Raw genomic sequence first — 22462 nt, 5'->3', positions numbered from 1 at the left:
TGACTTCGAACTTTGTGTACTGCATCTGTGAATACTTCTCATCCTCATCGAACAATATCTGCTGACACGAGCATGGCCATAGCGAGCCGCCCTTCGATCGTCCTGCCTGCGACGGACGCCTACACGAGACTTCTGGCGTGCGACGCACGCCCCGGTAGCGGAGCAACCGGGGGTAGCCTGGAAGAGAAGAAGAGTGCGGCAGGCAAATGGCCTGCCCTACGAAAGAGTGTCAATGCGACGCTCTCTGTCCCTACGAGGACTCCGAGAGGCTCCTGAGGGAGTGATCGTGGACTTGGCGGTCGAGCTCCGAACCGATCTGCTTGAAGACCTCCTCCCAGGCGCCGGGGCGAGGCTGACGGAAGAGACGCATCGTGGGATACCAAGCGCAGGAGTCTCCCTCGATGCCGAAACGCCAATCGGTCGGCATCGGCAACGCGACCCAAACGTTGACCCCGAGGCCGCCGGCCAGGTGGGCGAGCGCCGAGTCGGACGTGATTAGGAGATCGAGGTGCGTCATGATCGCGGCGGTGTCCATGAACGAGCCGCTTGACTCATCGATCTCGCCGCCCAGATCCTCGACACGATCGGCGCGGCCGAAGGTCTTGAGCTGCTCGCTCCCCTCCCCCTTTTGCAGACTGACAAAGCGAACGCCGTCGATTTCCATCAGCGGTGCAAAGCGGTCGAGCGGGATCGAGCGTTCGCGGTCCTCGAGGTACTCGACGTTCCCCTGCCATGCGATCCCCACGAGCACGTCGTCGCCCGACCGCAACCGTTCCCCCCACTCCAGTTGCAACTGGGGGTCGGGCGCAAGGTACGGTCCGGCATAGGGAACGTTGTCGGAACGGGTATGAAGCACGCGCGGAAGCGACAGCAGCGGCAGGTGAACGTCGAAGTCGGGACGATCGTCCCCCTCGGCGATGACCGTCTCGATCGCGTCGCAGCGGGAAAGCAAGGGGACAAGCGCGGGTTGGGCTTCGAGCACGACGCTCGCTCCCAACTCCTCCAGTCCCTCGGCGTAGCGAATGAACTGCAGCGTGTCCCCGAGACCGCGTTCGGCGTGCAGCAGGATTGTCTTGCCTTCGAGCGAGTCCCCTTCCCACGCGGGCTTGTCCAATTTCTTCATGGGGGTGAGCTGCCATCGGGCTTCGTAGTTCTTCCAACCCTCGTCCCACTCCCCAAGGGTGAGTTGCGTCAGGGAGAGGTTGAGTTTCGCCTCGGCGTAGTCGGAGCGAACACCGAGCGCTCTTTCGAAGGTCTTCTTCGCGTCGACATGGCGCGATTGTTTTTGACGCGCGGCGCCCAAGGTGTTGAGAGCCTCGGCGAAATCGGGCTGCTCCTCAAGGGCACGTTCGACGAGCCCGACCCCTTGGTCAAGCACCCCGAGCGCGATCTTGACCGCGCCCAAGTTGTGCAGCAGCGGCGCGTGTTTCGGGAAGAGCTGACATCCGCGTTCGAGGCAGGCGATCGCTTCGTCGGTTTGGCCGGCGTAGTGCAACGCAGCCCCCAAGTTGGCATAGGGGTCAGGATTGCGCGCGTTCTTCGCGAGCATTCGCTGATAGATCGGGACCGCCATCGCCGCTTGTCCGGTCGCCATGAAGGTCTGAGCCAGGTTCTCCTCCATGGTGGAGGGATCGAGCTTGGGCGCCTCGCCCTCCCCCGCTTGCATTCCCTCGAACATCTCCATCCCGGGGAACGAACTGGACAGCTTCTTCTCGAGCGTCCGGAGCTTCTCACCCAACTCGACACCGTTCTTGCGTCCCTCGGAGACGACGCCAAGGAGCAACGACTCCAGGGACGCGACATCGTTGGTTTCGCCCTTGACGGCATCCAACGCGAGATCGTCGAGGCGTCGCTGAATCGCCGACCGAATATGGCCGATCCCATCAACGACCTTCGACCAATCGTCGATCCGGTCGGGCAGCTCGTCGCTGAGGTCGCCGCATCCGGTGGCTTGGGCGAGACGGACCTCCTTGTCGAGGTAGGCCGTTCCCAACTCGATCAGTTCGGTTCGGTTGCCGAAGCGTTCGGGAAGTCGCTGGAGAATCTTCAACGTCCCATCGGTCTCGTCGCGAAACGAATCGAGCAGGATCCCGGTCTTCGGCGGCAGGGTCGCGCCACGCGCCGGTCCGATCAGCGACAGAAGCCACGAGGTGAATTGCCTTCCTTGTTCCTTCAGCTCATCCCCACCCCGAAAGAGCAACTCTTCGAGTAGGTACACCGATTGGTCGAGTGCCCGCTTTCCGAGACGGATCGACTCGGCGGGAGGAGCGCCAAACTCTTCCTCGAGCGGCCGCCAGGAGGAAGAGACCGCATCGAAAAAGAGTCCGACGACCGCTTGCTTGTACGCCACCGCGAAGACTTGGGCGATCGGCAGCGCGAGGACGCCCTGCTTGCCGGGCCGCCAGGGAATCTCGATCTTTCCCTTGGGACGAACCAGCGACTGCGGCGCGAGCAGTTCCTTGACGAAGATGAGATCGCTCAGCTTGTTCTGCGCGGCTTGTTCCAGGAGAAACGCGGCCCGAATCCAAGGGTTGATCATTTCGACTTGGGAAAAGACGAAGTATCCCCCGGGAAACCAGTGACTCACGTAGCCGAGCGCCGACTGGTCGACCGGCTTGTCCGCCGCGGCCATCCAGGAGGCATGCTCCAGGGTTCCGACGAGGTAGACGTGCCGAAGCAGGCTCTTGGTCTCGGCGGGAACGAGTCGCATGAGTAGCCGGCAGGCTTCGTCCAGCGCGTCGACCAACTTCGCGGAGGGCGACACCGGCGTGAGCGTCGGCGCCGAAAAGGTTCGGCCGACGTGACGCTCGAACTGTTTGGTCCATTCGTTCGAGCGAGGGGTCTGGTACCAGAGTGCCGGTCCCCACTCTTTATCGGCGAGACGATCGGTCCGCTCGGCGAGCCGTTCAAAGACTGACTCGGTCCGTCCCTCGGCGATCATGGCGGAGACAAGCTCGACGATCGGCGGCGTCTCATCGCCCTGCTGGAACTTCTTGATCTTCACGCGAAAGTTGGCGCCGAGCAGGGAAAGCCTGACCACGGGATCGCCGAGCAGGCGACGCAACTCGAGGGGGTCGCGGGACTCCGCGGCGCCGAGCCAAGCCTGGAGGGCGGGAATCTCGGGCGTCAGCCGTTGGGCGATCGCCAAGAGTCGCTCGATGGTCAATCGCTCGATCGTCGGCCCATCGCCGAACTCGGGATGCTCCGTCAGCGCGCGAAGGTGGGAGGCCCCTTGGCTGGGCGTTTCCGGGAACTGCTGAGCGGCCATGATGATCCTCGAAACGAGAGAGTACGGGAAGCGGCGACGGAGTCCTTCGTCTGCCCGTCCCGTTGGGTCGACGGAAGTTTCCTAAAGAAGTGGCGTTCGACTTTCCAGGACGCGCGCCAAGTGATGTCCGAGCCCGTTGTCGGACAACGTGATGTCCGAGCCCGTTGTCGGACAACGTGATGTCCGAGCCCGTTGTCGGACAACGTGATGTCCGAGCCCGTTGTCGGACAACGTGATGTCCGAGCCCACCGTTTCCCGGACGGGACCTACATCGGGATGATGACGGTGGCGACCCCTGGCCCGACGATGGCGGTCTCCATCGCGACCCCGGTTTCGACACTAACCCCCGAGACGAGACTGCCGACGTAGGTGGCTGGCAGCCCGCCGAAGAGGACCGTCACGCTTCCCTCGGCGACCACCCCTTCGAGGGTCGCCCCGGAAACGATATCGGTCTCCACCGACGCAAAGAGGCCATCCAAGAGAACCGTTTCGGCGCACGGTCCCGTGATCACATTGGCGCCACTGTCCAATCCACCGAGTGTGACCGCAAGAGAACTCATCGCTTCATCTCCTGTATCCTTGGCTCGCTTCGATCAACGGACGGCCAACAGCCCGTTGATCTATTCGACGCCGACTACGAACGGCCCTTTTCTCCAATCTCGGCGTCAACGAAACTCGACGAATCTACCGATTCGTCTCCGTTTCTTCTCCTTGATCTTGGCCAACATGGCTCGTTCTCGCGTTGGCCCGCATAGATCAACGGGCAGCTAGCCGAGAGACAGGCGTTTTCCGCTTGCCCACGGCGAGCGTGGGCATGGCACCCAAGAGTCTCTTGGGCAATAAGTGAACCAATCCGGACTGCTAGGCGCGTGCTTGCCGCGCCAGGGCGCGGAAGACGAAAACACCTACCAGCGCTAATAATACGACTAAAACGGCCACAACCGCGAATAGGAGAGCCGCTTCGATCTCCAAACTCTCGAGCAAATCGCCGTAGTTCCAGGTCGAAATCGCCGCGTAGACGAAGTTGGGTTCCACCTTCAGTCGGGTCACGTGAACGACTTGATTGACCACGTTGATCTCCATCGTCTCCGGTCCCTCCTCGTTCGCGATGAACTGAGCGATCCGTAGCCGATCGTCGGCGGAAAGTTGCGTGTGCCGTTGCCCTTCGACCGGAAAGACGATCTGGCCCTCGGAATTGGCGAAGGTCAAGTTGAGCAGCCCGCTGGCCGGATCCGACATCAAGTCGAAGAAGTTGACGAGATTCAGTTGGACGGAAAGGGCTCCGACCACTTTCTCCATCAGCACGATCGGTCTGACCGCGAGCAACATCGTGCCGGCGGGACTGCCGGGGGCCGGCAGATCGCGGTACGCCGTCTCGCCGGAGAATTCCTCGAGCGGCCCCTTGCGCTGGCGAAAGAGGTCGATCATCCACTGTTGGAGATCCGGGGAGATCGGCAAGGGATGCTCGCCGACCTCCGACGCGCTGGCGACCGCCTCGAACCGATCGCCCGTGAAGCGGTGAAACGTGACCGTCCTGACGACGGGGCGGCCTCGCAGGAAGCTATCCAGATACGTCTCGAGCGCCGCGCGCTTCGTCGCGATCAACTCCTTGTCGTCGTCGGCGACGGCGTGGAAGAGGTCGGCGACGATCGGCAACGACACCAACTCGGTTAGCTCGCGTTCAACGCGGTTGTCGAAGATGTTCGTGGCGCGGCGGAAGCCACTGCCGAGCACTTTCGATTCCATCTCCTCGATGCCGATGGAGGGGCGAACCCCTCCGTAGGCGACGACGAGCAGCGCGATCCCGGAAAGGATGACAGGTAGCAACAGGGCGCTGACGACGGTGCTGACAAACAGGTGGCGATGGATAAAGCTGGCGAAGCGTTGGGAGGTGGGAGCTTTGTACGCCTCGACGGTCTCGCCGGCGATCCAGCGCCGCACGTCCGCGGCCATCTCCGCGGCCGAGGCGTAGCGATCGGCTTGCTCCCGCGCCATCGCCTTGGTACAGATCGCGTCGAGCCCTCGCGGAACGTTGGGGTCGATGTCGCGGGGACTCGGCGCGCTGCGACCGGCGATCCGCTGGTAGAGCAACGCTCTCTTATTGACGACGAGGTCCTGGTGCGGCGGCAGACCGGTCAGCATCTCGAAGAGGATCGCTCCGAGGCCATAGACGTCGGTCTGGACCGAGAATAAATCCTGGCGTCCCATCGCCTGTTCGGATGACATGTAGAGCGGGCTTCCCAGAATCCGGCCGGCGTGGGTTTGGTGGTCATCGGCGGCGAGCGTGATGTCGCTGGCGCTCGCGTCATCGTCCGAGTCGAGGCCCTTGGCCAAGCCCCAGTCGAGGACGTAGACCCCCCCATATCCCCCGACGAGGATGTTGTCCGGTTTGAGATCGCGATGAATGATGCCCTTGGAGTGGGCGTATTCGATGCCCTCGGAGATCTTGAGGAAGACCTCGAGCCACTGATTCAAGTCGGTCGCCGACGACGTGCCAAGGACGGTCGATCCATCGCTGGAGATCATCTCGCGAAGGGTCTGGCCCTGCACGAAGAGCATCGAGTAGAAAGGAACCTTCGAGCGGGCGGGAAAGCCGGCGTTGTAGAGCGGGATGATCGTCGGGTGCTGAAGCTGGGAGGTGATGCGCATCTCCCGTTCGAAGCGTCGGCGCGGCTCGTCCATGGCCTCGAACTCGGGCTTGATCAGCTTGACCGCCACGTCGCGTTCCAACCCGATGTCGTGACCGACCCAAACTTGGCCGAGTCCCCCTTCGGCGTGAAGCGTTTGCAAACGCAGTTGCGTGATCGATCGCAGGAGGTTCTGGTCGGAGGTGACGCTGGGGTCCTTGCCGCGAAGATACATCGCGACTTCTTCCACGGTCGCCATCGGCGTCACTTCACGCAGGGCCTGCTCGGCAAGACGCGCGAGGATCTCGGAGAAATCGCCTCCATCGGCTTGCGCCTGGCGTTGCACCTTCAGGCAGCAGTGAAGCGGATCGCCCAGGTTCATCGACCCGCGTCGCAAGAGCGCGTCCAGGAGGGTCGTGATCTCCGGCTTGCGTCCGATCTGACTTAGACTGACCGCGAGATCGCCGACCTCGATCCTGGAGTTCAATAGCAACAAGGAGGTCAAAAATCGCTCCGCCATCTTGGCGGAGTCCTCCGACTGCTCGAGCCAGCCATCGTCGGCGAGGTACGCTCCGACTTGGTTCGCACCTCGCCACTGCGCGAACGTCGGCGCCAGACGAACCTTGAGAAAGTCGACGATGGGCAGCTTGGCGGCGAGGTACTCGGGATGCAGTTCGGCGAGCTTTTCGTCCGCGTCGGTCTCGGACATCAGATCGATCGCATGCAGCTTGGGCGGCACGCTCACGGAGGAAACAGGCTCGATCAGGCGTAGCGCGGCCTTCGCCCCTCCCGCGAGGGACGAGAGCAGATAGCGGTCGGTCAACCAAACAAGCTCAAACATTCACCCTATCCGCTTCCGCGAGGGCCCATTCTCCCATCGTCCATGGCCCCCGAAGGCGTTTTCCGCGTGCCCACGGCCAGCGTGGGCATGGCACCCAAGACTCTTTTAGTCGATGAATCAACCAATCAGGACACTGGCTCCTTTTTGTCGTCGTCCTCGAGAACCCACTCGCCGGGTCGGGCGCGGACTTCCAGGCCGACCGTCGTGACGCTGAGGGAGTCGTCGCGCCGTTTTCCCTTATCGCCTGAGGCGATCGCCAAAAAGATGGCATCGGCGACCGACTGGGCCGTCATGGCCGGGTTGCCTTTGAGAGGCTTGTCCGGACCGGGAGCGAACCCCGCCTTGCCCACCGCGCGAGCGAGATGCGTCACGACCGTCTTCTCGCGCTGTCGCGGCTTCAGCAATGAGCGGACCATCTTCTGATTCTTCTCGGTGGGATCGCGCACCCAATAGAAGATGCTCCCCAAGAGTGCTTCGTCCTCGCGTACGAACTGTCCCTCGGCATGCTTCCAGGCACACAGCATTCCCCACCATATGGCATCGCGGCTCGGCAAGATCCGTGCGATGATCCGGATGGCGATCACGTACTCGCCAGCCTCGATCAACTTCGCCAAGAAGTCGTCGACCGGCAATTCGAGTAGTTCGTCCGTTCGGAAGTTCCGGGGCAATGGGATGCCCTGGCACACCTCCTTGGCTCGCATCTCGTCGGCGCTAGCAGTTGACATCAAACCCCTCACCAATCTCGTTTGCGGGGCAGGCCTCCCCTGCTCCGTCGTCTCGTTGATCAATCTCCACCACTGCCGTCCGACTTGCTCTGAACGCCCAACCAGTCGACCCAGGACATGTAAGAACCGGTTCCCCTGTCGGAGGGCGGACCGGACGGTTTGGGCGCCTGGGCTCCGACGGGCGTGTCGCTGGCCGCCAGGAAGTCCTGCCAATTGCTCCCTTGGTTCGGCGCCTTCGGCTTGCTCGACGGTCCTTGGCTGGCCAGGACCGATTCGTACAGATCCCTCACCTTCGAGGTCATGACCCAATCCTGGAATTCGTCGTGACTCCGTTCCGCTCCTTCGGGCGACTTCGGCTCGCCGAGATAGTGATCGAGAACCTCCTCGCGGACGCGACCGTGCCAATCGTCCACCTGGCCCGCGTTTCTTCGGATGCCCATCTTGGCGCGGGCCGCTTTCATCAGGTCTATTTTCTTCTTCCTGGCCTTTTCGATCTCCTCGGGCATGTTGTTGATCTGCTCGGTGGCCGCGACGAGCCGGCCGTGCGATTCGGTGATCTCCTCGACCACCCCCTTCATGGTCTCCGGCAGTTTCGATTGAATGTGATCGAGTTGGGCGCCGCACCAATCAAGCTGTTGTTGCATCGCCGGCGGCATATCGGGATACATCTTCTCGATGATCCCCTTCAGACCGTCGAGAGCTTTCCCGTCAAAGTTGCTGATGGGACTCAGGTCCGGGAGCGGGGGAACCGGCGGCAGTTCCTTGAATTCGGGCATCTGGGCCATTGGTGAGGTCTTCCTACTCGCGCGTCGTCTCTGGGTTCGCTGGTGCCTGCCGTCCTACGCGACGATAAGCCCCCCGGTGATGGTCGTCTCCCCGATGATATCGACGGTGCTCGACTCCATCGTGATGAGTACTTCGCTCACCAGGACGTACGAGGAACTGCACTCGAGTTGGGCCCCCGCCTCATCCAACAACAGGTTCGAGATGCCGAAACAATCGACTTCGAACCCCGTGACGCTGTCGAGTTCGATCGTCGCGTCACCGGTCGTCATCGTGATCGTTTCGGGGGTGAGCACTTGAATGCCCGCGGCCTCCATCAGGATCATCTGGTTGAAGTCCTGCGACTGGATCGTGAGCAGTCCGTCCGACGGGAACTCGATGGTCACCTCCCCGGTGGCGTCGGCGGCGTCGAGCAACTGGATCCCGCAGCCTTCCCCGGCGACGAGCGAGATGTACTCGCTCGCGGAGGCCTCGATTCCCCCGCCGGTGAGCCCTTCGATGCCGGGCGCTTGCAGGGAAATGATCGGGGAGTCGAGCGGGGTGACTCCGGGAAGGCTGGCGATCGTCACCGAGCCAGCCGAGACAATCCGTCGCGACGGCGCACTGAAATCGGCCCCGTAGGGCAACTCCGCCATCTCAATCGCTTCAATCTCTGATGCCATGGGTTAGCCCTCGTTGAAGTTGGATTTTTGACATGCGACTCCGCGCCACGACGTCAGCGTCCCGATCGGCAACGTCGCTGAGAGACCGTTGCTCGAGCCAGGCTCCCCTTCTTGCTTCCGGGCGTCAGGGCCACGACGAGCGTGGGCACGGCACCCAAGAGCCTCTTCGTCAGTGAATGAACCCATCAGGACACTAGGCATCCCCATCGCCCTTGAGTCCCTCGTACAGGATGACGATCAACGAATCGATGAAGATGACCCCAATGATCACCCATAACAGACACATCGCCTCGTAGGTCGAACACCACGCAACGAACGCGGCGAACTTGGTGGCGACGAACGTTCCCGTCGTGGTGAACAACGTCGCGACCGCGTTGGCGATCCCGACGATGATCGACCCCGCGAAGTTGGCGTTCTCACTGATGAAATAGGTGATGGTCTCCAACTGATACCACGTTGATTGAATCACGAGGGTCAGCAACTCGAAGATGACGATCTGCCAACTCTTGGAGATGTCGAGGGTTGATTTGTGGTCGACCCAATAGTTCACGTAGCGTTGGAAAATCGACACCACGAGGAACAACAACGCGAAGATGCACGCCGCGATCGAGGTGGCGGATTTGTTGAAGAGCAGCCCCGAACCACCGTTGTACATGATCATCGGACCATGACTGACCAGTGTTTGGGGCCCATATGTCCCCGCGGTAAACGCTCCGAACGTGTTGTAGAGCGTCCCCTGTACTTGTGGCGCCAAGAGCGCTCCCCACCCCGTCAGCGCGGACGTGGTTTCGGCGGCCACCGACAAGTCCGAGGCGAACATGAACGAAAGTCCGATCGGATTGAACGTCACGAACTCCCCGATCCCGATCGTCAGCGAATCGAAGACGCCGACGACGCCCGACTGGGCGATCCCCCACGTCAGCTCGCTGTCGGTCGCGATCTCGCCGAAGGTGTCGTCCCCTGGCTCGTAGACGCCATCGGACCACGAGCCATCTCCCATCGCCCCCGTGCCGCTCGTTGTGCCGCTGTCGGTCGAACCACGTGTCCCCCCGGCGTCCGTGGAACGGGATGAACCACTCAGGTGATGACCGAGCCCTCTCTTGTGAGCTTCCTCCATGATCTTCGCGTGGGCCTTCTGGTAGCTGGTCTGCCCGGAAGAATCGGAGTCAGCGCTGTCACTCGTGCTCGACTCGGTACTACTGGGATTGACCTCCTTGGCAATCTCGGATCCGACGTACTTGGAGCGAAAGCTGCTGATGTTGGACTGATGGGCGCCACCGGTGTTGTGATAGAAGTTCCTGCCGAGTGTCTGACTCATGTCATTCGACGAGAACATGTGCAGATGACTGGTCGAGTCATCCATCATGATGCTTGTCGACTCGGCGCTATCCCCGAGACCGGACGACCGAAAGACCGACTGGCTGTTGTTGTCGGGCAGATCGCGCGGGTGAAGATTTTTGGCGTTGTGCATCGAGTGATCGACGTAGGGCCGATCGGGGTCCTGCTGGTAAAAGTTGACCACCACCTCGTCGCCGGCGCGCGGCAAATGAACGTGTCCCCGCCGGTTGCCCGCCCAGGCATGACCGACCCGCATCCAGCACGATTGGTTCTCCGACTCATCGTCGCTCCAGGAGAAGCAAACCCGAACCCGGCCGTGCTTGTCGACGTGCGGATGCCCTTCGCGCGGCCCGACTACCGTGGCCGGTTCCGGTCCCGCCAATGGTTTCTCGTAAGTCAACTTCGGACGATACGGGAGCGTGGTCGGCTGGGCGCGGAACTGATTCACGTAGGAGAATGCTTCCTCGCCACTGGACGTCGGCAGCGGTTGAGTGGCAAGATGTTCGACGTCCCGAAAGAGGAACGTCCCTTCTCCACCGGGCGTTGACTTGGCCTCGACGAGCTTTCCCGCGGTAAACGCGCCGATATCGCTCGATCCCCGCACCCAGATACTGTCGGCGGCGTGGCGTTCCATCAAGATTCGGACGACCCGCTGACTCTCCGAATAGATTGAATTCAGGTCGCCGCTCTGCTCCTCGCCCTGGGGCCCGACGTCGTCGAACCACTGCGCGAACTCCGGACCATGTTCGCTAACCTCCACCTTCTTGTTCGATTCGGTCAAGAGCGTCTTTGACTGAGTCCCGAGTTCAACCTTTTCGAGGATCGGAGCCATCGAGCTAACGAGCTGGTCACGAAGCTGGAACGCACGATCGCGCACGCTGAAGCTTCCCGGCGTCAATTCCTGATGCACTTCCCAGGACCGGATGACCCCGGTGCGGCGCGCACCACCGGTGATCGGATGAAACGCCCAGGCCCCGCCATCGACCGAGTGCGTGTTCTCGAGACTGTCGAGGATCACCAAGCGGTGCGAATCCTTGGAATGTCGCCAGTTGTAGAAGAGGCCGCACTCCTGGAGGATGCGCTGGATGAAGTTGAACGTCGATTCGCGGTACTGAACGCTGTAGTTCTGGCTCGTGAGCGAGCCGAGGGAATGCGCTTCCGCGTCGATGCCGGCGTCGCGCATCAGTTTCAGCGCGATCTCGACGGCGGTCTTCCGCTGAAAGACACGGCTGCGAAAGTCCTTGGTCAGTAGCCACAACTTGGGAACCAGGACCGCACGATACGATGTGAGCGAGGGGCCCGTATGCCCCCGTTGGAACTCCGCGATGATGCCGTTGACATGCCGTTTGGACTGGCCGGGAATGTCAATCGTGATCGTCGCCGAATGGCCAAGCAGGCGATCGAACGGGATCTCGGTCTCATTGGCGGCGACCAGATCGAGTTCAAAGCGATAGAGATCTCCCACCGCCTCGCGACCGCGCAACCGGTGAATCATCAGGGCGTCATCCGCCAGCGACGTCTTCAGCCGCAAGGGGCGTTCGGCTTGGGAAAAAGAACTCATCGGATCGCAAGTCCCCTGCAAGGGCTCAATGTCGACATGGTGGCACCATGCCCTTCGTCTCTCGGCTGCTCATCGGCATGCGACGGTCATCGACCACTAGATCGTACCCGTCGCAAAGAGGATCCCGATGATGATCCCCAAAAAGATCAATGATTTGATCAGGACAATGATGACCCTGGTGAAGCCAGCCGTGAAGAACGCCGCGAATTGGGTTTCCACAATCGCCCAACTCAACGCGGGAAACGTAAAGAGCGTCGAGATCCAGCCTAGCAAGGTGGTGGAGAGAACGGCAAATTCCTGAGTGGCATCTTGCAGATAGTAGTTGAGCAACTCCAACTGGAACCAAATCGACTGACACTCCATGACGGCCAACTGGAACAGAACGACCTTCTCGAGGCGTGATTCCGAGTAGGTCCCTCCGTCCTTGTGGTCCATCCAGTAGTTGAAGAACCTCTTTAGGATATCCAATGCGAAGGACAGAAGAGCGAAGATTGCCGTCGCCACCGATAGCGCCGAGGTGGCTTCGTAGACGGCGCCCGACCCGGGACAAGAGAAAACGCTCGGACCGTGACCAATGATCGACGTCGGTCCGTAGGTCGCACGCGTGTAGGCTCCAAGCGTCGCGATGGGCACCCCCATGACTTCCACCGCGGCCAAGTTGCCCCAGATCCCGGAGAGCGTCCCCGCGATGGCTGCACCTTCCACCGAAACGATCCCCGACATGAAGGAGAGACCGATGGGATTGATCGTCGGATAGTTAACCGTACCCAGAATCAGGGTGTCGTTGACGCCCACGGCCCCCATCTCGAAGATCCCGAACGTCAAGTCGCCCTCCGAGCTGATCTCGTCAAAGGTGCTATCGCCGCTCGCGGACCAGGCGGCGGGGCCCCCAACACCACCTGAACCGGAGTCGCCCGACGTGTTCGCGTCGGAGGTCGCCGAGGATCCCCGCTTGCTCGAAGATCCCGTCGAGACGCTCTGGGAACGAGCCTGCTCCATCATTCGTTGGTGCAGCGCGGCAAGCTTATCCTTCGAGGAGGTGCTGCCCGACGAGCTGGAACTGCCGACGTTGGGGGCCATCGGCTTATAGATCGACGGACCGAGGTAGCTCGAACGATTGCCAGCAATGTTGCTCTGCTTGCCCCCGCCGACGTTTTCGTAGAAGTTGCTCCCATGTGTCCGGCTCATGTCGTTGGACGAAAAGAACTGCAAATGGCTCGCCAGATCGTCCATCGCGATGCCGGTAAAGTCGGAGCTGTCACTGAGCCCCGCGGAGCGAAAGACCGACTGCTGGTTGTTGTCGGGCAGATCGCGCGGGTGGAGACTCTCCGCATTGTGCACCGAGTGATCGACGAAGGGGCGATCGGGGTCTTGCTGGTAGAAGTTGACGATCACCTCGTCGCCGACCCGAGGCAGATGAACGTGCCCGCGCTGCTTGCCCGCCCACGCGTGCCCAACGCGGAGCCAGCAAGAGAGATTGGTCTGCTCGTCGTCGCTCCAGGAGAACGCGACGCGCACCCGGCCGTGCTTGTCGACGTGAGGATGCCCTTCCCTCGGCCCGACCACGACGGCAGGTTCCGGACCGGCCTTCGGTTTCGTCGCGGTCAGCGCGGGGCGATAGGGAGAACTCGTGGGCAGCACGTCGAAGGTGTTCTGGTACGAGAAGGGCTCACTGTCCTCGCCCGCGGTCGCCCAGGGGACCGGCTGAACGGCCTCGTGCGTCACCTCGCGGACCAAGAAGGTGCCGCTCCCGCCGGGCGTGTTCGAGGTGCTGAGCACCTTCCCGGCCTCAATGGCGGCGATGTCGCTGGCGCCGGTGATCCCCAAGCCTTGAGCGACGTGGCGTTCCATGAAGCGGCGAACCACCTTCTGCCCCTCGCCGTAGAGATCCCCGAGGTCCGCGCTCGAGTCTTCCCCCGAGGGACCGACATCGTCAAACCACTGGGCGAACTCGGGACCATGCTCGACCATCGCGATCTTCCGGTTCGCGTCGCCGAGTAACGCTTGGGTCGTCGAAGCCCATTCGATCTTCTCGATCAGCGGCGTGGCGGCGTCGACGAGTTGCTCTCGCAACTGAAACGCCAAGTCGCGCACTTGGAACTCGCCGGCCGTCAGTTCCTGACGCAGTTCCCAACGGGAGATCGTCCCCGTCGCGCGCGTCCCACCGGCGATGGGAAGGAAGCGCCAGGTCTGCCCGGCGACGGCATAGGTATTCTCCGTCCTGTCCAGGATGATGAGGCGATGCGCGTCCTCGGTGTGCGTCCAGTTGTAGTAGAGTCCGCTCTCTTGGAGGATGCGTTGGACGAAGTTGAAGGTCGATTCGCGGTACTGAACGCAGAAGTTCTGGGCGACGTAGGTCCCGAGGTCGTGAACCTCGACCTCGACGCCGGCATCGCGGAGGACCTTGATGGCGATGTCGGTGACCGACATCTGCTGGAACGCGCGCGTTCGCCGGTCCTTGGTCAGCAGCCAGAATCTGGGAACGAGCACCGCTCGATAGGAGGTGTAGAGCTCGCCGGTTTGGCCTTGGGTGAACTCGCCGATGATGCCGTTGATGCGCCGCACGGGCTGATCGGGGAGCTGGATGACGAGGGTGGCCGACTTTCCGAGGAGGGTCTCGGGGGAAACTGACGTTTCCGGGCGCGCGACCAAGTCGATCTCGAAGCGGTAGAGGTCACCAATGGCCTCTTGGCCGCGCAGCCGGCGGACCGAGAGCACACCGTCGGGGAGCGACGTATTCAGACGCAGTGACCGCGGATTCAGTGAATCGCTCCTCACGAATTCGATGCCTCGGTTTGTTCTCCACCACTCGGCGCGATGCCTCGGGTACGTTCCCCTTTAAACGATGGCTGGGCACTTGATCCACAAGAAATCTAGTCAGGAGGGATTCTGTTTTCTTCGGGCGCGGTCGGTGGAGTTCAGCCAATCGTGCCAGGAAGCGTAGGAAGCGGGATTCTTCGCCTCCTCGTTCGGTGTCCGGGACTCCTCGGGCGTATCGGTCACGGAGGCATTCGTCTCCGGTCCAAGTTCGCTATTTCTGAGGTACTCCGACCAGTTGCGCGGCTGCGATTTCGGGCGACCCTTGCGCGGCTGACTGGGCTCGCTCCCCACAAGGGCCGAGTCGTAGAGGTCTCCCATCCCCGATTCCATGGCCCAATCGTGGAAGTCGTCGAGTCCCGCCTCCAGTGCCAACTCCCCGACGTGCCTTCCGAGAAAGTGACCGATCACCTCGCTGCGTGCGGGCTCGTGCCAGTTCTCAACGACCTCGCCTCTTCGCTGGGGCTTGGACATCTTGGCCCGGGCCCGCTTCATGAGCGACTCTCTCTTCTTCTTGGCCTCCTCGATCAACTTCGGGGAGTCGTTGATCTTCTCGCGCATCTGCCCGAGCGAGGTGTGCATCTCCTCAATCGTCGCCTTGAGATTCGTCATCGCTCCGGGGAGTTCCCCTTGAATGTGCTCGAGTTGCGCCGAGCACCAATCGAGTTGTCCCTGAAGCACCGGAGGAAGATCGGGACGCATCGTTTGGATGAAGTTCTTTAGGCCATCGAACGACGACTCGTTGAACACCGTGAGACAACTCAAGTCCGGCAGCGGGTCAAGCGGCGGAATTTCCTTGATCGCTGGTAACTGGGGCATTGGACGCTTTCTGTTTTCTCATGAATGGATCGATTCCATAAGCGACTTCCCGACGTCGTTCCTATGCGACGATCAGGCCACCGGTAATGGTCGCCGCGCCGGTGATGGAGGTCTCCCCGGTCAATTCGATCGTGCCATTGATGGAAACAGTCGTCGATGCCATCGCGATCGCGGTCTCGGTGGCGACGAAGGTCGATGAGTAACATCCAAGCTGAATGCCAGCTTCGTCGATGAGAAGAAAGGAAACCCCAAAGCAATCGATGTCGACCCCGGTCTCGTTGTTGATCTCGACGTAGCACTCCCCGGTGGTCATCGTGATCGTTTCGGGAGTCAAGATTTGAATTCCCACCGCTTCCATCAGGATCATCTGATTGAAGTCATCCGACTGAATCGTGAGCAATCCGTCGGCGGGAAACTCGATCGTCAGCTCGCCGGCGGCGTCGAGGAGCTGAATCCCGCAGCCGGCACCCGCGGTGAGGGTGACGAACTCACTCGCGGAGATTTCCACGCCCCCACCGGTCAGTCCTTCAATACCCGGCGCCTCGATCGAGACCAGTGGAATGTCGACTGGTTCGACTCCCGGCAAACTCGCGATGGTCACCGAGCCCGCGGAGACAATCCGTCGCGAGGGCGCGCTGAAATCGGTATCGAATGGCAACTCGGCCAACTCGATGCCCTCAAGTTCCGAAGACATCCTCTCGCCTCCCTAACACGTTGAATCCAGATTCGAGCGAGTTGCCTCAGCCCCTCACGCGAACTCGTACGTCAACACAATGACGATGGCGGAGACCGCGATCACGAGCGCGACGACGATCCAACAGAGATTCGCGATCACCCACGCCAACAATTCCGACCACTTCGTGGCCGCGTACGTTCCCGTCGCGACGAAGAGGGACGCGACGGCATCGGTGAACGTCGTGACGTATGATCCCGCCATCGCTTGGGTGTCGTACACGAAGTAGCCGGTCGTCTCCAATAGCTGGCAGACGTTGAGACACTCGATGTGGCCTACCTCGAGCCACATCGCTTTGTCGAAGCGGGACGATGAATAGTCTCCTCCATCCTTGTGATCCATCCAGTAGTTGGCGACCCGCTGAAGAATGGTGAACACCAGATAGAGCAACGCGAAGACCGCGGCGGCGATGCAGGCGCTGTTCGTGTTGTAGAGCACCCCCGATCCGGCCTTGAAGTCGATCCGCGGCCCGTGAATCGTCTTGATCGCCGGTCCGTAGATCAACGCGTTGGTCGTCCCGAACACGTTTGACAAGTTGCCCTGGCACTGTACCGCGAAGAGCGCCGAGAAGGGATCGACCAATTCCGTGGCGGCGGTGGCCGACGCGGAGGCACCCGAACCGATGTAGAAAAGCCCAATGGGGTTGAAGAAATTCGCATTGTGGATACCGACGGTGAGTTCCTCCCAGAATCCGACGACTCCTTCTTCCTTCATCCCCCAAATGAGTTCCGAATCGGTCGCAATCTCGTCGAAGGCGCTGTCCCCGTCGTCGGAGGGCCAGTCGGCTGGCCCCCCTTCCGACCCCCGTCCACTCGACGTCGTGGGACCACTGGACGTGGCGCCGCTCGCCCCACTCGAGAGATGTTGACTCAAACCTTGCTTCGCCGCCGCTGCTCGGATCTTCCCGCGAACGACTTCCGCCGAGCTCCTACTCGTGGCCGACTTGCGATTGCTCCGCGACGTCTGCGACTGACTCTTGTCCGGATTGACCTCTTTGGCGATCGTCGAGCCGACGTACTTCGCGTGGTAGCTGCCGATGTTCGCTTGATGGGCGCCGGAAGTATTGTGGTAGAAGTCGCCCCCGAGCGACTGGCTCATGTCACTCGAGGAGAACATCTGCAGGTGACTGACCTGATCGTCCATCGCGATCCCGGTGTACTCGGCGCTGTCGCTAAGTCCCCCGGAGCGAAATACCGTTTGCTGGGAGTTCTCGGGCACGTCGCGCGGGTGAGTGTTGGTCGCGTTGTGCATCGAGCCATCGACGTAGGGACGATCGGGATCGTGCTGGTAGAAGTTGACGACCACCTCGTCGCCGACTCGTGGGAAGTGGACGTGACCGCGGTTCTTGCCCGCCCAGGGATGCCCGACGCGAAGCCAACACGAGGAGGTCTCCTCGAGATCGTCGCTCCAAGAGAATCGCACCCGCACGCGGCCGTGCTTGTCGATGTGGGGATGGCCCTCCCGGGGGCCTTCCACCACCGCCGCTTCCGGTCCCACATTCGGCTTCGCCGTCGTGAGCGCGGGCCGAAAGGGAAGAGTCGAGGGCCGGCACCGGAACTGATTGCGATACCAGAAACTCTCCGACTCGTCGTCGACACCAATTGGTTGGTTCGCCTCGTGGAGCACCGACGTGACCAGGAACGATCCATCGCCGGCGGGAACCTTCTTCGTTTTCAAGAGGTGCCCGGAGGTGAGCACCGGGACATTGCTTGTCCCCTCGATCCACAAACTCTCCGAGGCGTGGCGTTCCATCATCAGTTTCGCGGCCCGAGTCCCCTCGGCATAGATCGCCCCCATCTGGTCGCTTTGGTCATCGCCGTTGGGCCCGACGTCGTCGAACCACTGGGCGAACTGGGGCGAGTGCTCGCGGACTTCGATTCCGCGGTTCGTTCCCGAGAGTAGCTTGTGCTGCTCGTTGCCGACCGCGGCGTTCTCAAGCAAGGGATTGATGGCGCCGACGACCTGATCCCTTAGTTGGAAGGCGAGGTCTCGCACGCTATAGTTGCCCGCCGCGATCTGCTGATGGACGCGCCAGGTGTGGATCGTCCCCTTCTTGGCAATCCCCCCCTTGATCGGATGAAATGTCCACGAGTCGCCCGCGACCTTGGCGGCACGACTCACGTCGTCCCAGAGTACGAGTTGGTGGGAATCCTTTTCGTGTTTCCACCCGAAGAAGATGCCGTGCTCTTCTAGGATGCGTTGGAGAAAACGGAAGGTGGACTCTCGATACTGAACGCAGTAATTCTTGGCGACGTACGTATCGGACAGTTCGGCGCGGACGTCGACGCTCGCTTCGCCGAGCACTTGCTCGACAACGTCGACCACGGAAAGCTGTTGAAAGACTCGGCTACGGCGGTCCTTCGTCAGCAACCAGAGCCTGGGAACGATAACCGCCCGGTACGAGGTCCACTTGACGCCCATGTCGACGCGAGCGAACTCGGAAATGATGCCGTTGACGTGGCGCGTCGATGGACCGCCAACGTCGAGGTCCAATGTCGCCGACTGGCCAAGCACCGCATCGAACGCGACCTCGGTCTCCTTCTTGGTGACGAGTTCGAGTTCGAAACGAAAGAGGTTACTGACCGGTTCGGTGCCATGAAGACGCCGAACAAGAAAAGTGGAGTCCGGCAACGGGGTTCTGAGGCAAATGAGCCGATCGTGTTGCGACGTCTTCGCGATGACGATCCTCCTACTTTTGGTCTAGGCCAAGTGATTATGAGCCCCTCCTCTCGATCAACAACGTAATTTGACAGGGATCGACACGAAGATTTGATAAATTCGACGCGGATCACCGGACTCACCCCGAGAAACCCTTCGATTGAACATTCCGTGGCGATGAGCGAGGCCAAGGCGTGGACGAGTACGCCGGCGAAGACTTGGAAGAAACGACGGCGAATCCGGAAATTCGTCGCGTATCTTTCGACGCCGAGTTTGGTCAACGTGAGCCGTTTGTAGCCGGCAGCGAGTCGATGGACGGGCTGCGAGCCGACCCGAGGACACGACGTGAATCACCAACCCGACGCCGTCCCCTTCATCCCGCAGTCTGACCCGCGGTTCTGCGGCGCCGCCTCCCTCGAGATGGCCTACCGCCACCTTGGCATCGCCCGATCCCAGGAACTCATCTGGCCGGATATCACCGAGGACGATCGACTCGGCCGCTTTCAATTGATGGCTCGCGACGCGCTGCGCCAGGAGTGCGAGGTGCTACTCGCTCAAGCCGACGACTCCCTGACTTTCCTCGAACGTTGCCTCGAGCAGTCCGTCGTTCCGATCCTCAATATCCGTCCCATCTTTCACCATCACGTGGGGCACTACGTGATCGCGCTGGAGATCAACCAATGGGACGTCGTGGTACACGATCCTCACTTCGGCCCCAGACGACAAATGTCGCGTCAGCGTCTCGCGGAGCTCTGGAGTCCCAACCGCTACATCGCCGGATTCGTCGTCCTAGCCGTCGCGGCCGCCAACGCAACGCCGGCGACCGCGAGCGCCAAGTGCAGCAAATGTGAAGCCGATGTCGCGATGCCACTCGGAAGGTTGCTCGCGAAAGATGAGGGCGATGCGACTCGACGCCATGACGATTGGCGCCGGGTCTTCTGCCCCTATTGCGACGCCACGCTGCTCAACAACCAGCGGACAGAGCCGACATGAGACCGGCAAGCCATCGACAGCAATCCAAGCCAGACCGATTCGGCTCCCATTTTCCCCAGCCATTCGCGGCAACTCCGCCCGCGAGTGCTTGATGCTTCGCCGACCGCTCATACAACGACAGACGTGGCACGGGCCATGTCGCCCCGGGGCATCCCCGACTTGCGGCAAGACGCTCGTGCGAGCAAGCTGATCGCTTGCGACACGTCGCGCCCGTAGCTCAACGGATAGAGTAGCGGACTTCGAATCCGACGGTTGTAGGTTCGAATCCTACCGGGCGTGCTTTCTTAACCACTTCACCTGCAAGACTTTCCATTCATCTGCCACATCCAGGCTAGCAGCTATCCTTCGACTAAATCACCCCTGATCTCCTACCAATGACGCCCCGACCGTGCACAAGCTGTGCACACTTCGTTTTTTGCACTCTCACTTCCCGCCAGTCGCCAATCTGTTGGATATCTGGTGGATGAACCCCTCAAATCCAACAGATTCTTTCGCCCAATTTCCCTCAACAGCAACCCGTCACGGTCTTTACGTCTGGTGGGCGATTGGTGGATTCCACCAGATCCCGTTCTTGCAGAGGCAACGAAGTCCAACGCAGGACGCACAGATGATGGCGAAGTCAGGAACCCGAACAAAACGCGAGCCACGGCCGGCCCCTGAGCCAAGCGAATCGGCGCCGGTGTGGTTCGCCCAACTGGTCGAGGGCCTTGAGGATAACGACCTCGAGTTGGCGGCAGAGGCACAAAAGCAACTCCGTCGACTCGGGTGGGAATGCAAGCGGACCAATCCAGGGCTACCGGTATGAGTGCTTCCGCCACTGACGCCGAGGTGACAGATCTTGCGACACTCAATGTGTTGATCTTCGATCGACTCGAAGTCATCGCGAAGGCCCTCACGGACACCGACGCGAGGATCCTCCCACGGTTCCTCTCGAAGGGAGATGCGGCGCGCTACGCCGGCATCTCGGAAGCCTCGATCGAGAAGCTGTTGAGCATGAGGATGTTGAAGCCCTATCGGCCGGTCAAGCGGAGAACCGTCGTCGATCGGTTGGAGCTGGAGCAATACGTGCTTTCGACTCAACCTCGATAGGTGAGTCATTCCCTGAGCCACGTCGCGTTAGCAGGCATCGCGACGTGTAGGCCCGGAACGGTGGAACGTCGCATGTTGTTCGATCGGTGCGCCACGGCGTGCTGAGCCGTCCGGGCCGCTTTGATTCGTTGTGTTTGGTTGTGTGTTTAGAAACTCAAGAGGAGAGAATTCGATGGATGAAAAGAGACCGGTTCTTGTGACGACTCAATGGAAAGGCGTGTTTTTTGGGCAACTGGAATCGGAAGGGAGCGAAGGCCCCACCGGTTGCTCGGTGGCACTGACGGGTGTCCGCAACTGCATCTACTTCGGGACTGAGGGAGGGTTCCTCCAACTAGCCGATACAGGCCCCACGGAAAAATCGAAGATCGGTTCGCCCGCGCCTCGTGTCTCACTTGTGGGCGTCACATCAATCGTCGATTGCACGCCCGCAGCGGCGGAAGCGTGGCAAGGCGCCAAGACCCACGGGAGCTGAGTATGCAGGTCCCCAAGATCTACTTGACCCCCGACCACTTCCGAGCGGTTGGGGCTTGCGAGGATGGAGTCAGCGAGTTCATCGAATCGCATGGTCTCCAATCGCGGACAGCCGTTCGTGCCGATCGGCTCTACGCTCTCGCTGAGCCCAATCAAAAGGACTGGATTCTGTCGGCAGCGACCGGGCTGATTAACGGCGACGGCGACGGCTACGGCTACGGCTACGGCTACGGCGACGGCGACGGCGACGGCTACGGCTACGGCGACGGCTACGGCTACGGCTACGGCGACGGCGACGGCTACGGCTACGGCTACGGCTACGGCTACGGCTACGGCTAACCACGCCATTCAGAGGGAACACGCAATGTTGGTGCTAAGACGGCGAGAAGGAGAAGAGGTGGTGATCAAGGCAGGCGGGAAGGTGATCCGCGTCGTCCTGCTCCATCACAACTGCCGTGGCGAAGGCGTTCAGATCGGCTTCGATGCGGACAAGGATGTCACGATCGTTCGGAAGGAAGTTGCAGAGAGAGGGGGAAATTGATGGAAGTCAAGATCGGCGACGACGTGGTCAAACCCATCGTCGAGGCGAAGATCCAAGCCGCAATCATTGAAGTGCTCGGCAACGAGAAAGGACTCATTGAGCGAGTCGTAGGCTCGATCATCAATCGCAAGGTGAAAGAGCGAGAATACTCGAGCAACACGATTCCCTGGATCGAACACGTCTGCCGGGATGTTATTCGCGACGCGACGGAACAAGCAATCCAAGAGTGGGCGAAGTCAAACCAAGGGGTTCTCGTCGAAGAGTTCAAGCGGCAATTCGGCCAGAAGAAAACCCATACCGCGATGGTGAAAGCGATGCTCGACGGCATGATCGAAGCTTCGGCGTCACGGTTTCGCTTCAAGGTCGAGTTCCCGTCCGAATGATAGGTGTCGTCGCCAATCGCATCCCCACCCAGGAGAGTTCTGCGGATGTCTAACTTAGTCGAGTGTCGATATGCTCCTATGGAACGCGCCCGTTGCCTAACGTTGGCGCGTGGGACGGCCGCAAAAGCGATTCGACTCTTAGAGCGAGTTGTT

At 61.0% G+C, this 22462-nt stretch carries 17 protein-coding genes and 1 tRNA gene; 7 read left to right on the top strand and 11 right to left on the bottom strand.

Going from position 1 to position 22462, the window contains the following annotated elements; translation table 11 throughout:
• Positions 1–250: 250 nt before the first annotated feature.
• The 11 genes from Pan216_RS10225 to Pan216_RS10175 all read right to left on the bottom strand — a co-directional run bounded on the left by Pan216_RS10225 (position 251) and on the right by Pan216_RS10175 (position 18805).
• The gene (locus Pan216_RS10225) at positions 251–3268 is read right to left on the bottom strand and encodes a tetratricopeptide repeat-containing glycosyltransferase family protein (protein WP_145257899.1); all 3018 of its coding nucleotides are present in this window, start codon (positions 3266–3268) and stop codon (positions 251–253) included.
• A gap of 266 nt (positions 3269–3534) precedes the next feature.
• The gene (locus Pan216_RS10220; RefSeq protein ID WP_145257898.1) at positions 3535–3828 is read right to left on the bottom strand and encodes a PAAR domain-containing protein; all 294 of its coding nucleotides are present in this window, start codon (positions 3826–3828) and stop codon (positions 3535–3537) included.
• A gap of 301 nt (positions 3829–4129) precedes the next feature.
• Positions 4130–6736, bottom strand: a complete 2607-nt coding sequence (locus tag Pan216_RS10215; protein ID WP_145257897.1) for a serine/threonine-protein kinase — start codon at positions 6734–6736, stop codon at positions 4130–4132.
• 125 nt (positions 6737–6861) lie between these two features.
• Positions 6862–7461 carry a DUF6931 family protein gene (locus Pan216_RS10210; RefSeq protein WP_145257896.1) on the bottom strand — a complete coding sequence of 200 codons (600 nt, stop codon included), beginning with the start codon at positions 7459–7461 and terminating at the stop codon, positions 6862–6864.
• A gap of 59 nt (positions 7462–7520) precedes the next feature.
• Entirely contained in the window at positions 7521–8246 is a 726-nt protein-coding gene (locus tag Pan216_RS10205; protein WP_145257895.1) for a hypothetical protein, read from the bottom strand.
• Positions 8247–8300: 54 nt separating this feature from the next.
• Positions 8301–8906 (bottom strand): hypothetical protein, encoded by a 606-nt coding sequence (locus tag Pan216_RS10200; protein WP_145257894.1) that lies wholly within the window; start codon positions 8904–8906, stop codon positions 8301–8303.
• A 193-nt stretch (positions 8907–9099) separates the two neighbouring features.
• Positions 9100–11805 carry a type VI secretion system Vgr family protein gene (locus tag Pan216_RS10195; protein WP_145257893.1) on the bottom strand — a complete coding sequence of 902 codons (2706 nt, stop codon included), beginning with the start codon at positions 11803–11805 and terminating at the stop codon, positions 9100–9102.
• Positions 11806–11901: 96 nt separating this feature from the next.
• Positions 11902–14583, bottom strand: coding sequence for a type VI secretion system Vgr family protein (locus Pan216_RS10190; protein WP_419193482.1), 2682 nt, complete (start codon positions 14581–14583; stop codon positions 11902–11904).
• 99 nt (positions 14584–14682) lie between these two features.
• A complete protein-coding gene (locus Pan216_RS10185) occupies positions 14683–15441 on the bottom strand; it encodes a hypothetical protein (RefSeq protein ID WP_145257891.1) in 759 nt (252 codons plus the stop codon).
• Between the two features lie 61 nt (positions 15442–15502).
• Positions 15503–16135 (bottom strand): hypothetical protein, encoded by a 633-nt coding sequence (locus Pan216_RS10180; protein ID WP_145257890.1) that lies wholly within the window; start codon positions 16133–16135, stop codon positions 15503–15505.
• A gap of 54 nt (positions 16136–16189) precedes the next feature.
• Positions 16190–18805 (bottom strand): type VI secretion system Vgr family protein, encoded by a 2616-nt coding sequence (locus Pan216_RS10175; RefSeq protein WP_419193481.1) that lies wholly within the window; start codon positions 18803–18805, stop codon positions 16190–16192.
• A 372-nt stretch (positions 18806–19177) separates the two neighbouring features.
• On the opposite strand from Pan216_RS10175, the gene Pan216_RS10170 reads away from it, so the two are divergent.
• From Pan216_RS10170 to Pan216_RS10145, 7 genes are all read left to right on the top strand, one after another.
• Entirely contained in the window at positions 19178–19825 is a 648-nt protein-coding gene (locus tag Pan216_RS10170) for a cysteine peptidase family C39 domain-containing protein (RefSeq protein ID WP_145257888.1), read from the top strand.
• Positions 19826–20031: 206 nt separating this feature from the next.
• A tRNA-Arg gene (locus Pan216_RS10165) sits at positions 20032–20104 on the top strand.
• Between the two features lie 522 nt (positions 20105–20626).
• Positions 20627–20914: a hypothetical protein gene (locus Pan216_RS10160; protein WP_145257887.1), complete on the top strand. Its 288-nt coding sequence runs from the start codon at positions 20627–20629 to the stop codon at positions 20912–20914.
• A gap of 172 nt (positions 20915–21086) precedes the next feature.
• Positions 21087–21386, top strand: coding sequence for a DUF6948 domain-containing protein (locus Pan216_RS28200; RefSeq protein WP_419193480.1), 300 nt, complete (start codon positions 21087–21089; stop codon positions 21384–21386).
• A 2-nt stretch (positions 21387–21388) separates the two neighbouring features.
• The gene (locus Pan216_RS28195; protein ID WP_419193479.1) at positions 21389–21724 is read left to right on the top strand and encodes a hypothetical protein; all 336 of its coding nucleotides are present in this window, start codon (positions 21389–21391) and stop codon (positions 21722–21724) included.
• Between the two features lie 25 nt (positions 21725–21749).
• Positions 21750–21926: a carbon storage regulator gene (locus Pan216_RS10150; RefSeq protein WP_145257885.1), complete on the top strand. Its 177-nt coding sequence runs from the start codon at positions 21750–21752 to the stop codon at positions 21924–21926.
• A complete protein-coding gene (locus tag Pan216_RS10145) occupies positions 21926–22309 on the top strand; it encodes a hypothetical protein (protein WP_145257884.1) in 384 nt (127 codons plus the stop codon). The genes Pan216_RS10150 and Pan216_RS10145 overlap by 1 nt, the downstream gene beginning before the upstream one ends.
• Positions 22310–22462 lie beyond the last annotated feature (153 nt).

The organism is Kolteria novifilia, from assembly GCA_007748055.1.
Classification (GTDB): domain Bacteria; phylum Planctomycetota; class Planctomycetia; order Kolteriales; family Kolteriaceae; genus Kolteria; species Kolteria novifilia.
Note: the sequence above shows the minus strand (reverse complement) of the source record. Positions and strands in the feature narration are given on the sequence as shown.